This is a genomic window from Phaeobacter sp. (assembly GCF_022825805.1).
GTDB lineage: Bacteria > Pseudomonadota > Alphaproteobacteria > Rhodobacterales > Rhodobacteraceae > Phaeobacter.
Genome location: NZ_JAJDWC010000100.1, coordinates 1 through 14,320, shown reverse-complemented (window position 1 = coordinate 14,320; position 14,320 = coordinate 1). Strand labels below are relative to the sequence as shown.

Sequence of the window (14,320 nt, the reverse complement as noted above, 5' to 3'; positions counted from 1 at the left end):
CAAGCAATGATGAATACGAACAATACGTGTGACGACAAAAGTTGGGGGATTAGACCCACTAATCAACCCTAACCCATTGAAATAAAACCACCCGCCAAAAACAAGCACCTCAAATATAGTTCTGAAGTGTCGAACTTGGGCCTGCCGGGCGGTGGTGTAGTCGGGAAAACCGATGAAACGGGTGCGCGTGATATAGGTGATCATGCCGTCTTCGACCGATCCGGCCAGCACCCGTGTCCGGGGCGCATTGGCCGCAACCGCATGAAATGCCGCCAGACCGTCACTGCCGCTGCGCAGCACCCGGAACACCCCACCCTGAAAGGTCTGGTCCTCCGAGAACTCCGGCTGGGTGTTCCAATCCAAAGGATCGCTTGGCGCCAGACGCACAAATCCCAGCACGACAACCACTGCCGCAACCCCAAGCCATAAGACCATTACAATGCGCCCCATCATCCGATCTCCCGATGTGTTCGACTGGCAACGCCAGCGAGATGGCGCGCTATTTGGTTGTCACACCCGGCAGAACACAGATCAGCTCATAGAGCAGATTGGCGGCTGTCAGCGCGGTGTTGCCGGATTGGTCATAAGGTGGGGAGACTTCCACCAAATCGCAACCAACGATATTTAATCCCCGCAGCGCCCGGATCAATTCCAGCGCCTGCGCCGATGTGAGCCCGCCAATTTCAGGCGTGCCTGTTCCTGGCGCATAGGCCGGATCAAGGCTGTCGATATCATAGGAGACATAGACCGGACGGTCCCCGATATCTCGGCGAATTTCCGCCCCCATGCCATGCAAAGACCGGTGCCACAGTTCGCTTGCAGGGAAATGCTGGAACCCCCAACGCTGCGCTTCCTTGAAGTCATCGGCGCCATAGCCAGTGCCGCGCAAACCAATCTGATAGGTTTTGTCCGCGATGATCAGCCCTTCTTCATAGGCGCGGCGAAACACGGTGCCGTGGGTTTCGCGTTCACCGAACATATCGTCGTTCACATCGGCATGGGCATCCACATGCACCAGCGCGACAGGCCCGTGTTTGGCGGCCATCGCGCGCAGGATCGGCAGGGTAATCGAATGATCGCCCCCCATCGCCACAGGCATCACATCAGAGGCCAGAATGGCGTCATAGCTGTCCTGGATAATCCGCAAACTATCAGCCAGTGAGAACGTGTTGATCGCGAGATCCCCGATATCGCCAATGTTCAGGCAATCAAACGGCGCAGCGCCCGACGTCATGTTGTAGGGTCGAATCATCGCGCTTTCGGCGCGGATCTGCTTTGGCCCAAACCGTGTGCCCGAGCGCCAGGATGTGCCGATGTCCATCGGCACACCGAGGATCGCTACATCAAGCCCTTCCAGGGTGGTGGCCTGGGGCAAACGCATAAACGTGTTGGGCCCGGAGAACCGGGCCAGATCATTGCCGCTTATCGGCTGATTGAAGTCAGTCATCGTCTCTCATGTTCCAGCCTAGAAGGCATATGATTTCGGTCGCCACATGAGCCCCGGCAATAGCAGTTGCGCCGGTTGTGTCAAAGGGGGGAGAGACCTCCACGACGTCCCCACCCTTGATATTTATGCCCGCGATCTCCCGCAGGATGCGCGCCGCCTGGGCGGAGGTCAGCCCGCCCCAGACCGGTGTGCCTGTTCCAGGCGCATAGGCCGGGTCGAGACAATCGATATCAAAGGTCAGATAGGTCGGACGGTTGCCCAGTATATCCTTGATCCGCCGCGCGGTTTCGACCGGGCCGATGTCATGGACTGTGGCAGCATCGATGATGTTGACGCCCAATGTGTCTTCGTTGGTGGTGCGAATGCCCACCTGAACCGAGGTCGCCGGATCCACGATCCCGGATTTCACGGCCTTGTAGAACATGGTGCCATGATCGATCCGGTCCAGATTGTCATCGGGCCAGGTATCTGTATGTGCATCAAACTGCAGCAGCGAGATCGGGCCATATTTTTCTGCGTAGGCCTTCAGGATCGGAAAACTGATGTAGTGATCACCGCCCAACACAACCGAGGCCACATCTGTAGCCAGAATACCCCGGATATGCTCGGTCAGAGCGGCGGGAAAGGCCGGTACATTGGCATGATCAAAAGCCAGATCGCCATAATCCGCAATCGCCAACGTGCTGAGCGGACTGTGCGGCCATCCATAGGGTTCATCCGGGCTCTGCAGTGCCGAGGCTTCGCGGATCGCGCGCGGGCCGAGCCGGGTGCCGGGGCGATTGGTGACCGCCTGGTCAAAGGGCACGCCTGTCACAGCGATATCTACGCCGGTCAGATCCTTGGTGTATTTGCGCCGCAAAAACGACGTTGCCCCACCAAATGTGATTTCAAAGCTCAACCCCTTCAGATCGTCGCGCGTGAATGCGTGATCAATCATGTGTTTTGAATCTTCCAGCGCCATCAGCCTGCCCTCCTTTGCCGCAATTCACCTTGGCCGCGCACCTTCACAGCCGCAACCAAACTTGCCCGGATATAATTTGATCAAATACCGCAAGCTGTTGATTTTGTCACCTCTTTACGCAGACCCCTAGCCCAACGGCTGAGCCCGCTCGACCAAACGCGCAAAAAATGAAGCGCCGACCGGGGAAATCTCGTCGTTGAAATCATATTTTGGATGGTGCAGCCCCGCACTCTCCCCCTGGCCGAGGAACAGATAGGCACCGGGGCGGGCCTGCAGCATGTAGGAAAAGTCTTCTGCCCCCATCTCCCGGCCCCCTTCGGGCTCAACCTGATCAGGGCCTGCGATCTCTGCCGCGACCTCGCAGGCGAAGCTCGCTTTGTCCGGGTCGTTGATGGTCGCTGGGTAGCCGACTTCGTAGTCCAACTCCGCCTCGACGCCGTAGCTGGCGGCCTGCCCCGCAACGATTTCTTTCATGCGGCGCATCACCATGTCCTGCACCCTGGGGTCAAACGTGCGCACGGTGCCGTTGATATAGGCGGTGTCCGGGATCACATTGTCGACCGTTCCGGTGTGGATCTGCGTCACCGAGACTACCAGATCATCCAATGCGTAATGGTTCCGGGACACGATGGTCTGGATCGCTTGCGCGATGCCACAGGCCGCCATCACCGGATCGCGGGCTTCATGGGGCATTGCCCCGTGGCCGCCGACGCCCTGGATATGAATATGGAAGGTATCCACCGCCGCCATAAGCGCCCCTGGATTGGTCATGAAAGCGCCAGCCGGAAGCCCCGGCGCATTATGCAAGGCAAAGACCTCGCCGATATTGAACCGCTCCATCAGGCCCTCTTCGACCATGATGCGCGCGCCGCCGATGGTCTCCTCTGCCGGTTGGAAAATCAGGGCAACCCGACCAGAAAAATTGCGCGTCTCGGCCAGGTATTTTGCCGCGCCCAACAGCATTGTGGTGTGCCCGTCGTGACCACAGGCGTGCATGTTGCCAGGGTGACCTGACACATAGTCGACACCGGTTTCTTCGGGGATGGGCAGCGCATCCATGTCGGCGCGCAAGCCGATGGCTGGCTGTTCCTTTGATCCGCCATCGCGGCCGTTGATGATGGCCACCATGCCACTGGTGGCCAGCCCTTCGTGCAGTTCGTCCACACCAAATTCGCGCAACCGCGCGGCGACATAGGCTGCGGTTTTTGGCAGATCCAACGCCAGCTCGGGAATTTGATGGAGATCCTGCCGCCAGGTTTTCATCTCTTCCGTATAATTGGCAATTCGGTTCACGACCGGCATTGGGCTGGACTCCTTGGTCAGACTCGGGATTGATACATCAGACACCGGAATAAGATGGCCCGCAATGCAAGAAACAGACCTCATCCACGACCAATCCGCTGGAATCGAACGGCTGCTGGAAATCATGCGGCGCTTGCGCGATCCGAACCAGGGCTGTTCCTGGGACATCCAGCAGGATTTTGCGACCATTGCGCCCTACACCATTGAAGAAGCGTATGAAGTTGCAGATGCCATCGACCGGCAGGCGTGGGACGAGCTGAAGGGGGAGTTGGGCGATCTGCTGTTTCAATCGGTGTTTCATGCGCAGATGGCCACTGAGGCGGGACATTTCACCTTTCAGGATGTGGTCGCAACCATGTCCAACAAGATGGTGCAGCGCCATCCGCATGTTTTTGGCGATGAATCCCGCGACAAATCGGCAGAGCAGCAGACCGCCGATTGGGAAACCGTGAAGGCTGCGGAGCGCGCAGAAAAAGCGCAAACAGGCACTTTAGACGGTGTGGCGGTCGGGCTACCTGCCTTGCTGCGCGCTTATAAGTTGCAAAAGCGCGCCGCCCGCGTCGGGTTTGACTGGCCCGCTGTCACAGACGTGATCGACAAGATCGCCGAGGAGGCCGCCGAGCTGGTAGAGGCGCGCGACACACTCACGCAGAGCGAGGTGGAGGAAGAGTTCGGCGACCTGATGTTTGTGATGGCCAATCTGGGTCGCCACCTCGGCGTTGAACCCGAAGCCGCGCTACGCCGCGCAAACGCCAAATTCATCCGCCGGTTCGAAGGCGTCGAAGCCAAGCTGGCGGCACGCGGCAAACGCCCTGAGGACAGCGATCTGGCAGAGATGGATGCGCTCTGGGATGAGGTGAAGGCAGAAGCCCGGAAGATCCCGGCGCAATAATCCCCTTGCGAGCCTATCCAAAGCGACCCATATCAAAGCTATGTTGCGTCTAACTCCTATCCTTCTGGCGGTGATTTATGGGCTGGTCATGTACCGGCTGTCGGTCTGGCGCACCCACAAAGAGCTGGACCAGAAATCGACCGAACTGGCCGACCCTGATCTGCGGCGTTTGACCGATCGCATGGCGGCAGCGCTCGGGGTGCAGGCCATCCCGGTTTACATCTATGAAATCGACCCCGTGAACGGGTTGGCGGCGCCGGATGGGCGTATTTTCATCACCCGTGGATTTTATCGCAAATACCGCAATGGCGAGGTCACGGATGTGGAACTGGCCTCTGTGATTGCCCATGAATTGGGTCATGTCGCTCTGGGTCACGCGCGCAAACGGATGATCGATTTCTCCGGCCAGAACGCACTGCGCACCGCGTTGATGCTGATCATTGGGCGTTTTGTGCCCTTTGTCGGGCCTTGGATTGCCAATATGCTGACCTCGCTGCTGGCTGCACGGCTGTCACGCGGCGACGAATATGAAGCCGACGAATATGCCGCTGCGCTGCTGGTGAAGGCAGGCATCGGGATAGAGCCGCAGAAAAGCCTGTTTCGGAAATTGGAGGCGCTGACCGCATCGCGCGCGGGCATGGCCCCGGCTTGGTTGATGAGCCACCCCAAAACCGATCAGCGCATCGCCGCACTGGATGCCTTGGAACAGAAATGGGGCACAGCGTAGGGTCCAGCTTGGGGTACAGCCCAAATCAGGCTGACAGCGCCTTGGCAATCCGGGGCAGCCGCGCTTTTTTCAGCAGGCTGCGCATCGTCCACTCAGGCCCACCCGACCCTGACAAATGCTGTGCCTGGGCCAGGACTTGCTCACCCACAGCTGACAGCCCCCGCGGGTCCTTCAACCACAGATCATAGAGCAGCTGATCCGGGCCAAGCCGCTGCAGCCCCTCCTCCGCAAGCGTATGGCGGGGGAAATCCTTGTTGTTGACGGTGACAATCGCGTCGGCATGGCCGCTTACAGCGGTGGCCAAAACATGCACATCCGCCGCATCAGGCAGCCACAACCGCGCCTCGACACCTGGGACGGCTGCGATCTCTGCTTTGGGCCACGCCGCCTGGATCAGAGCGATCTCCGCGCGCGCCTGCGGCTCCCCGGTGGGTCCGATCTTGCGCGCGGCACGGGCCCATTCCTCCAGGATCCGGGCCGACCAAAGCGGCGTGAAATGACCGGCTCGGGCAGCCCCGAGCAACATTTCCCGCATCACCGTCGGGTAAAGCACACAGGCGTCCAGCAACAGTTTCATGGCTCAGGCCTTTTGGTCCTTTTGATCGTGCTCAATCCAGGCGGAAGAACACAGCCTTCAGATAGCCGCTTTCGGCCAGTTGCGGCAATTGTGGATGATCCGGACCCGCAAAGCCTGTGTGCAACAGCTGGCCACGCCGACCGCCGCGCCCAATGCCACGGGCCGATGCGTTGCGGAATTTGGACAGATCTGCTGCGTGCGAGCAGGAACACAGCCCCAGATATCCGCCCGGCGCCACCAAAGGTGCGGCCAGTTTCGCCACACCTTCATAGGCCCGCAAGCCCGCTTCCAACGCCGATTTCGAAGGTGCAAAAGCTGGCGGGTCGCAGATGACGACATCAAAACGCGCACCTTCCTGCGCCAATTGGGCAAGCACATCAAACGCATCGCCCTGCCGTGGCACAAACCGCTCTGCCATGTCCGAGGCCGCGGCCCCCTGTCCTGCCAGCTCCAGCGCGGCCCCCGATCCATCGACACAGGTTGCCTGCGCCGCGCCGCCTGCCAGCATCGCAAGACCAAAGCCCCCGACATGAGAGAACACATCCAGCACTTTGGCCCCAGGTTTCACCAACCGCGCGGCAAAGGCATGGTTTTCACGTTGATCGTAAAACAGGCCGGTTTTCTGCCCACCGGTCAGATCGGCCATATAGGTCGCACCGTTCATTCCCACAGGCACCGGGGCCTGCGGCGCAGATCCGACGAGGGTTGCATTCTCACCATCCAACCCTTCGAGGGTGCGGGCACGACCAGTTGCGTTCTTGAGCACGGTGGTGACGCCGGTGACCTGAACCAGCGCTTGTGTCAGCGCCTCCAGATGGGCCTCTGCCCAGGCGGCATTGGGTTGCACCACGCAGGTGTTACCAAAACGGTCGATCACAATGCCCGGCAGGCCGTCCGCCTCGGCGTGGACAAGCCGATAGAAGGGCGTGCTGTAGAGCTGCGTGCGCAGCTCCAGCGCGCGCTGCAGCCGGGTGGCAAACCAGTTGGTGTCCACCACAGCCTCTGGATTGCGGTCCAACATCCGCGCAATGATCTTGCTGTCGGGGTTCATGGCCACAAGGCCAAGCGGCGTCATCGCCTCATCCTCCAGCACCGCAAGGGTGCCCGCGGCCAGTTTGCGGGTGCGCCGGTCGGTCACCAGCTCATTTGCATAGACCCAGGGGAAACCATGGCGCAGCGCGCGCGCATTGGCTTTGGGTTTCAATTTAACACGGGCGCGGTCGGTCGCGGAGGAAGAAGCTGTCATGCGCCCCTCTTACGCGCAAGCGACCGCGGTTGAAAGGCCATGACTGCCATCAGAAGACTGTTGGACCAAACTCGGGATGACTGCGGGCGCGGATCACCGGTCCCGCGAGCGCCATCCACCGCGCCTGCGCGGGCTGGCCGCGGCCTCGGCCCCGGCCCGCAGAACCCCGGTCATCGGGTGGTCGGCAGCCTCTGCGCCGAAATGCGCGATCAAGGCGGGGATCGCTGCGCGGCTGTCTGTACCATCTGGCAGGCTGAGCGCCCAATCGAGGAAAATGCTGCGGCATTCGCTCTCGGTGATGCCGTCGATCCGGTAGGATTCGCGGATCAACCCCTTTGGATCCAGTACAGCGCCGTCCACGGCGCCCTGTTGTGCCTGCTGGTGCATTTCATCGCTCATGATCCGCCCTCCCCTGTTGGCCATCTCGCCAGTTATCCGTTTTGCCCGTTATCCAGCTCACCTTTGGCGAGACATATGATCTGCCCTTTCGGGGTTTCAAGCGCCCCGAGTTTGCAAATAGCCCTGTCCCGAGCGCGATCAGAGGTCCGCCGACGTATCCCCGCTATAGGCCGCCAGAGCCTGGTCGATGATCCTGGCGCAGTGATCATACCGTGTCTCCAGCGCGGCCCGCAGCGCGTCAAGATCGTCAAACCCCGTGCTGCGGCACAGGAACTGCGCACCACCCTCACCCATCTTCGCCTCGTCCAGCGGCTCCCCCGACACCAGCCGGGCGGCCATTTGCAAGGACCAGAATAGATCATAGCCCTGCTGCAACACTGTTGCATCCGCGGCATCCAACCACTCGCAGGCGACAGCCCCCTGCAACCCAGAAGCCACATCCTGATCCGTCGCATCACTAAGCAAGACGCCAGCCTGGGCGATCAGTTCGATGTCGAGCATCCGTCCCGCTCCGTTTTTGGCATCCCATGGCCCTTTTGGCGTCTTGGCGGCGGCCAGTCGGCTGCGCATTTTGGCCACTTCCTTGAGCACGACATCGCGCGGACGCGGGGCACCCAGAAATTGGGTGCGGAACTCGCGAATGTCCTGCCCCAGTGCTCCGGGGTTATTGATATCTGGGCCAACCAGACTGGCCACCACGCGGGCCCGTGTCAGCGCAAGATGCTCCCAGACCCAGGCGTCTTTCTGCTGATAGTTGGTAAAGCTCTGCAGACTGGTGGCCACCGGCCCCTGGGTGCCCGAGGGGCGCAACCGCATGTCGACCTCATAGAGCCGCCCCTGCGCCATTGGCGCGGTCAAGGCAGTGATCAATGCCTGGGTTAGCCGTGCAAAATAAGCCCGCGGCACCAAGGGGCGCGGCCCATCCGAGGCCTCATCACCATCCGCATCATAGATCACAATCACATCGAGATCGGATTGCGCGTTGATCCGCCCCGCCCCAAGCGAGCCCATGGCCAGAACCGCCGCGCCGCGACCGGGCGGCGTGCCGTGTTTGCGCGCAAACTGGGCCACCACAAATGGCGAGAGAGCGGCGATCACGACCTCTGCCAATTCACAATACTGGCGGCCTGCGGTTTCCCCATCAATCAACCCGCGCAAGTGATGCACGCCGATGCGGAAATGCCATTCCTTGCACCAGCGCCGGCTGACGTCCAACTGGCTCTCGTAGTCTGCTTCGGCGGCAAGGATACCCTGCAACTCGGTGAGCAGCACAGCACGCTCTGGCCAGCTGTCAAAGAACGACCCACCGATCACCGCATCAAAGACGCCCGAATTGCGCGCCAGATATCCGGCCAACGTGCTGGAGGTGCCAACGATGTCGATCAACAGGTCGATCAGCTGCGGGTTGGCTTCAAACAGCGAAAACAGCTGCACCCCGGCAGGCAGCCCGGCCAGGAACCCATCCAGCGCCACCAGCGCCTCGCCCGGTTGCGCGCTGCGCGACAGGCGCGCCAGAAGTTCGGGCTTCAAACGGTCAAAAATCTGCGCGCCACGTTGAGACCGCAGCGCCGGATATGTCGGCCAACGGGCGATGATGTCCCCATCCAGATCTGCGGTGGCTGAGGGTTGCGCTGCAGACGGCGGGGCATCTGGCGCGAAGAACCCTTCTGTCAGCTCATGCACATCTTCGAGCCTGCGCTCCACATCCGCCAAGAGCGCGCTTGGCTCCAGATCCATCAGGCTGGCGACTCTGGCGATGCCATCTTCGGACTGCGGCATGCGGTGCGTTTGAGCGTCATGGATCATCTGGATACGGTGTTCGACCTCGCGGTGCGCCACATAGTGATCGATCAACTGGTCGCAGACGTCCTGTGGCACCCAGCTTTTTGCAGCGAGCGCCCGCAGACCCTCCATCGTGCCTCTGGGGCGCAGGCTTTCGTCCCGCTCGCCTGCGATCAACTGGCGTGTTTGGGTGAAAAACTCGATCTCGCGGATCCCGCCCCGTCCCAGTTTCATGTCATGTCCAGGCACCGTAAGCGCACCGCCCGTGCCCTTGTTCTCACGGATCCGCAAGCGCATGTCGTGGGCGTCCTGAATGGCGGCAAAATCAAGATGTCGCCGCCAGACGAACGGCCGCAGTGTCGTCAGGAACCGCGCCCCGGCTTCTGTGTCGCCAGCACAGGGGCGCGCCTTGATGTAGGCTGCCCGCTCCCATGTACGGCCCAGGCTCTCGTAGTAGCGTTCCGCAGCCTCCATCGCCATGGCAACAGGCGTCACCGAGGGGTCCGGGCGCAGACGCAAATCTGTTCGGAACACATAGCCATCGGCGGTGCGTTCGCTCAGCGTTGTACACATATTGCGGGTGGCCCGGACCATGGCCTGTCGGGCCTCATAGAAGTCTGCGGGATCAAACCGGGTTTCATCAAACAGGCAGATCATATCGATGTCAGAGCTGTAGTTCAGCTCGTGGGCACCCATTTTGCCCATCGCCAAAAGAGTCAGCCCGCCCGCCGTCGCAATATCATCTTCGCACAGCCCTGGCATTTTCTTGCGCCGGATCAGCGCCGCGATTTCGGCCTTGATGGCCACATCGGCACAGAGCGCGGCGAAATCTGTCAAAGTACCGGTGACCTGCAAGAGATCCCAATGCCCGGCAAGGTCGCACAGCGCACTTAACAGGGCCACCCGGCGTTTGGCCTGGCGCAAGCCAGGTTTCATCTGATCCGGGGCCAAGGCCCGCACATCGGCCCAGATTGTGGTCAGCGCAGCCTCCACATCGCAGAGCGCGGGCTGCAACCAGGCGGCTTCTTTCAGGGCAAGCTCTTTCAGATAGGGGCTGGATCCTGTCGCCCCCTTGACCAGTGCTGCCTGCTCAGATGTCAGGGCGGGCAACTTGGCCAGCGTATCCTGCCCAAGGTCAGCGTCAAATGCGCGGGGAAGCCGCTTTATTTCAATTGGATGTGACATAACGCAAGACTGGGAAAATCCACATGGAAGGTCAATCAGCGAAAGCGACAGCACGCCCGCGAGATCGGCCAGCCTGGCAAATTCTGCCAATTTTGTCGCGCTAGCGCGCCACTGGGCCACCGCACCGCGGGCCCCCAAAGTGCCGCGAAAATGCAAAGGGTAAGGAATACCTGCCTACCACCACAGGTGGAGAGCGTTTAGCGAGAGGCGTCGCGGTTGCGCGTCTATTGCCGGGGGCAGTCGGGCGGGTTTTGACGAGTGTTTTTTTATCGCCTGCCGGGCACACATGGGCACAGCCCCGATATGTGTTCCGGCTGGCGCAAGCCCGAAAGCGAGGCGCAACCGCGCGTTTCCTCCTCAGACCGGACCCACATATGCCGCACCCACTGTGACCCTGAGGCTCACGTAGCGCGGTCTTACTCCACGCCTCTTCGGTCGGTCTTGCAAGCGATGCGGTTCTGCAGCGGGATGCTGCGCAACCACGAGTGCGCGATCAGCTGCTTGAGCCCCATCACAATCACTGGGAAGCCCAGGCAAACCATTGATTTCGCCGATAAGATCTGTTGGTGGTGAACCTCACCCGACGCCGCCAGCCAGAACAACACCCCCGCCATGAAAAAATCAAAACACACAGCCGCCAGAACATCCGGGCAAGCCAAGCGAAAGAAGCCTTCAGCGCGGCACTCTCGCCTGCTGCGCCAGGCACCAAAGACTGGGGTTGTGTTCAATGCGCTGCCAAAGCAGCGCAGCGTTCAAACGCAACTGGACCCTTCGGGTCAACCGCTGATGGTGTTTCCCGGTCGCACGGTGCTGTTTGATGACATGAAGTCTGCCTTAAACGCTCGCGCCAATCACTTCTGGCATCCCGGCGGCTCCAACCAAAAGCTGCGCAACTTCACATGGATCGTCAACATGCTGGCGGACGCCGATCACTATGAAACGGCACTGGAGTTTCTGGCCCATCGCTTTGCTGACCGCACATTGCCGATCTTCAACCGGCCAGAGGCGATCCTGCGCAGTCGCCGCGACCGCGTCTGGCAACATCTCGACGGGATCGACAACCTTATATGTCCGCAGTGCATTCGGTTTTCGCCCGAGCACCCGGAGGATTTTGTGACGGTCTTTGCCGACAACGGTTTCACCTATCCGGTGTTGCTGCGCCCGCAGGGATCGCACAGTGGCAAACATCTTTTGAAAATCGACAGCCCTGCCGACTGGGACAAACTCCACAGCATTCCCTGGGGGGGACGTGGGTTTTACATGACGCAATGGGTTGATTTTCAATCCTCGCCGGGCGAGTGGCGCAAGTTGCGCCTCGCCATCACGCCAGACCGGGTGCGTCTGCGTCATATTCTGTTCAGCGACAGTTGGCTGATCCATTCCGCTTTGCGCGACGAAGACATCGTGAAACGAGAGCTCGAAGTGCTGCGGTCTGCCAACGAATGGGCGGAGCTGCAAGCCGTCGGCGCAGCGATCCGCGACCGCCTGCCGCTAGATTTCTTTGGCGTGGATCTCGGCTGGCGGGCAGACGGTCAATTTGTGCTGTTTGAGGCAAACGCCTCCATGTCGATCCTGTCCTATCACAACATGCCAGAGTTTCACCAAGAGGTGTATCGCCAGAACATCAACTCGATTGAAACGGATGTCTGGCGGGCGTTGCAGCAGATCACCGGGATCCAAGCACCCTCCGGATTATAGTTCGCCCAAACAGCCCCTAGTGAACGCAGCGGCTGCACTGCAACGGTGTTTGGAGACACCTGATATTGTAGTAACCGGAAGAGGCCGGATGACGCTGGAAGAACCCAGATGGAGCCATATAAAAAAGGGCTTTCAGAAAGGTTCGAACCCGGAATGAGGCTCGGGGCGTTTGTCCTTCAATACTCGGAAAATTGGCCAATACGGCGCCATAAGGCAAATCCAGGACACTTCCCGTTGCAAACTCTTAAACATCCCTGAAAAGTCCGTAAAACAATGCTTTAACCCAGGAGCTGCAGCGGGTGCCCCCCTGAAATCGCGCTACCGAACTTGGAACTAGGCTCAAAAATTTGCGAACCCTTCCTAGAATGGAATTACCGCTTCAAAATCAAGGCTGTAATGCTGTCGTGCGACTCACACAGCAGTTCTAAACCTGGAAAGGTTTTCCTGAGCGTTTCCTTCCACTTCCTCTTTGAGTGAACCCACTTGACAGTTGAGTGGGGCATGCAGACGTTGGCCATATAGGAATGCTGCTGAGAGAGGCAGCAAACGAAAGGGCTGGCCATGGAAAGCGGGAACACTACGGACATGGGAGCCATCCTTGAGATTGCGCTCAAAGGCGTGCGGCGTTCAGCGGTTTTCATGGGACTGGGCGTTAACGCCGCAAGAAATCCCGAGAACTGCAACTACCAACTCTCCGGCATTACGCAGATCCAACTTGTGCCAGACAATGTGCCCGAAGAAACCGTAGCTCACTTCAAGGAAGAGTTCCAAATTTGGATCGTAGCTGGCGCTTTGCGCGAAGCGACTGAAGCATTCGCGCTGTTCCTGGACGAACTGCACCGCGCCTGCGGGATCATCCTCGCCCTGAAAAACAACACTTCACTAGAGGACGTTGCAGAGAAGCAGAGCAAGTATGCAAGAGAGGGCCTCCCCAACAAATTTAACATTCTTGATCAGCGCTTTGGGGTTAAATCAGCTTTCAAGGAATACCTCTTACTTGTCAATCAAGCACGAAACTGCCTGACACATCGCCGCGGCATAGTCGGCCCGGAAGACGTCAAAGACCAATCTCAATTCACATTGAAGTGGCGGGGATTGGACATTTTCGCGGAAGAGCCCGATGGTAATAAAATTGACCTGACTGAAATACCCGAGGGCGGCGTGCTCCTAGAGAATGGAGGGCAAGTGAAAGCACAAGTTGTCGAACGCAGCCGATCTTTCGAAAAAGGTGCGTTATTGTCTCTTTCTCCTCGTGATCTTGCCGAAGTCTGCTGGTTTCTTACCGAGGCAGCAAAGGAGATCACGAGGACCACCATTGAGTTTGCGCAAGCGAACGGTGCCACAGTTGAAGAATGAGACAGCTACGACCTGTGCGCTGTCGGTGGCACTGCAAGGTCGTTTATGTACAATCTAGAATGGCCAGAACACCCGCTGTTAGGAGACACTTGATATTGCAGTAACCGGAAGAAGCGGGATGAAGCCGGAAGAACCCGGACAAGGCCATATAAAAAGGGCTTTCAGGAAGGCTGAAACCTGGAATGAGGCCCGGAGCGCTTGTCTTTCAATACCCGGCAAAATGGCCGATATGGCGCCTGAAGGCAAATCTGGGACACTTCCCGTTGCAAACTCTCAAACACCCCTGAAAGGCCCGTAAAACTGGGCTTTAACGTGAGCCCAGCGGCGAGCAAGCATCTGGAATCGCGCTCCCGAACTTGGAAATAGACCCAAAAATTAGCGGACACTTCCTAGAATTGGATTACCATTTAACAATCAACATCTTAACCATAAATCACGCCGAGATATGGCGCATCGAACTTGGAACTAGTTTTTAGATGGCAAACCGTGTCTGCACCATATGTGCATCCTCTTGACAGTTGCGGGGAGCAGGCAGACGTTCACTACAGGTTGACAAGCGAGGTGCCCATGTCGGAGCGGACCAATAAATTTTCTGAAGAGTTGGACAGGCTAGGCAGCCGACTCATAAAACTCGATCCACAGTCTGACGGATGCCAGTTTGATCATCGACAGGAAATTGCGTGACGTCTTTTCGTATCGGGTTGCGATGCGACGGAACGAGGCTTTCAGCCTGCCAAAGAACCGCTCG

The 14,320-nt window shown here is 59.1% G+C and carries 13 protein-coding genes and 1 pseudogene; 4 read left to right on the top strand and 10 right to left on the bottom strand.

Going from position 1 to position 14,320, the window contains the following annotated elements; translation table 11 throughout:
* The 4 genes from Q0C28_RS11320 to Q0C28_RS11305 all read right to left on the bottom strand — a co-directional run.
* A partial coding sequence (locus Q0C28_RS11320; protein WP_293575842.1) for a hypothetical protein occupies positions 1 to 453 on the bottom strand: 453 nt, incomplete at its 3' end.
* A gap of 46 nt (positions 454 to 499) precedes the next feature.
* A complete protein-coding gene (gene speB, locus Q0C28_RS11315) occupies positions 500 to 1,447 on the bottom strand; it encodes an agmatinase (RefSeq protein ID WP_293575840.1) in 948 nt (315 codons plus the stop codon).
* Complete coding sequence (gene speB / locus Q0C28_RS11310; protein WP_293575838.1) at positions 1,440 to 2,408, bottom strand: agmatinase; 969 nt, start codon at positions 2,406 to 2,408, stop codon at positions 1,440 to 1,442. Before speB (Q0C28_RS11310) ends, speB (Q0C28_RS11315) begins: the two co-directional genes overlap by 8 nt.
* A 126-nt stretch (positions 2,409 to 2,534) precedes the next feature.
* Positions 2,535 to 3,710, bottom strand: coding sequence for a M20 aminoacylase family protein (locus Q0C28_RS11305; RefSeq protein ID WP_293575836.1), 1,176 nt, complete (start codon positions 3,708 to 3,710; stop codon positions 2,535 to 2,537).
* Positions 3,711 to 3,774: 64 nt separating this feature from the next.
* Here Q0C28_RS11305 and mazG point away from each other — a divergent pair, with 64 nt between their 5' ends.
* Both mazG and Q0C28_RS11295 read left to right on the top strand, forming a co-directional pair.
* Positions 3,775 to 4,602 (top strand): nucleoside triphosphate pyrophosphohydrolase, encoded by an 828-nt coding sequence (gene mazG / locus Q0C28_RS11300; RefSeq protein ID WP_293575834.1) that lies wholly within the window; start codon positions 3,775 to 3,777, stop codon positions 4,600 to 4,602.
* 40 nt (positions 4,603 to 4,642) lie between these two features.
* Positions 4,643 to 5,329, top strand: a complete 687-nt coding sequence (locus tag Q0C28_RS11295; RefSeq protein ID WP_293575832.1) for a M48 family metallopeptidase — start codon at positions 4,643 to 4,645, stop codon at positions 5,327 to 5,329.
* Positions 5,330 to 5,354: 25 nt separating this feature from the next.
* Here the strand turns inward: Q0C28_RS11295 and Q0C28_RS11290 are convergent, their stop codons facing one another.
* The 5 genes from Q0C28_RS11290 to Q0C28_RS11270 form a co-directional block, all read right to left on the bottom strand.
* On the bottom strand, positions 5,355 to 5,906 hold the full coding sequence (locus Q0C28_RS11290) for an RSP_2648 family PIN domain-containing protein (RefSeq protein WP_293575830.1): 552 nt from the start codon (positions 5,904 to 5,906) through the stop codon (positions 5,355 to 5,357).
* Between the two features lie 31 nt (positions 5,907 to 5,937).
* The gene (locus Q0C28_RS11285; protein ID WP_293575828.1) at positions 5,938 to 7,152 is read right to left on the bottom strand and encodes an RSP_2647 family RNA methyltransferase; all 1,215 of its coding nucleotides are present in this window, start codon (positions 7,150 to 7,152) and stop codon (positions 5,938 to 5,940) included.
* A gap of 93 nt (positions 7,153 to 7,245) precedes the next feature.
* Positions 7,246 to 7,551: a hypothetical protein gene (locus tag Q0C28_RS11280; protein ID WP_293575826.1), complete on the bottom strand. Its 306-nt coding sequence runs from the start codon at positions 7,549 to 7,551 to the stop codon at positions 7,246 to 7,248.
* A gap of 138 nt (positions 7,552 to 7,689) precedes the next feature.
* Positions 7,690 to 10,518, bottom strand: a complete 2,829-nt coding sequence (locus tag Q0C28_RS11275) for a bifunctional [glutamine synthetase] adenylyltransferase/[glutamine synthetase]-adenylyl-L-tyrosine phosphorylase (RefSeq protein ID WP_293575824.1) — start codon at positions 10,516 to 10,518, stop codon at positions 7,690 to 7,692.
* 416 nt (positions 10,519 to 10,934) lie between these two features.
* Positions 10,935 to 11,132 carry a hypothetical protein gene (locus Q0C28_RS11270; protein WP_293575822.1) on the bottom strand — a complete coding sequence of 66 codons (198 nt, stop codon included), beginning with the start codon at positions 11,130 to 11,132 and terminating at the stop codon, positions 10,935 to 10,937.
* A gap of 106 nt (positions 11,133 to 11,238) precedes the next feature.
* Between Q0C28_RS11270 and Q0C28_RS11265 the strand changes: the two genes are divergently transcribed.
* Together Q0C28_RS11265 and Q0C28_RS11260 are read left to right on the top strand one after the other, a co-directional pair.
* A complete protein-coding gene (locus tag Q0C28_RS11265; protein ID WP_293575820.1) occupies positions 11,239 to 12,216 on the top strand; it encodes a hypothetical protein in 978 nt (325 codons plus the stop codon).
* 585 nt (positions 12,217 to 12,801) lie between these two features.
* Positions 12,802 to 13,572, top strand: a complete 771-nt coding sequence (locus Q0C28_RS11260) for a hypothetical protein (RefSeq protein WP_293575818.1) — start codon at positions 12,802 to 12,804, stop codon at positions 13,570 to 13,572.
* 609 nt (positions 13,573 to 14,181) lie between these two features.
* On the opposite strand, the pseudogene Q0C28_RS11255 reads toward Q0C28_RS11260, so the two are convergent.
* Positions 14,182 to 14,320: pseudogene (locus tag Q0C28_RS11255) on the bottom strand (IS5/IS1182 family transposase); the annotation flags it as partial.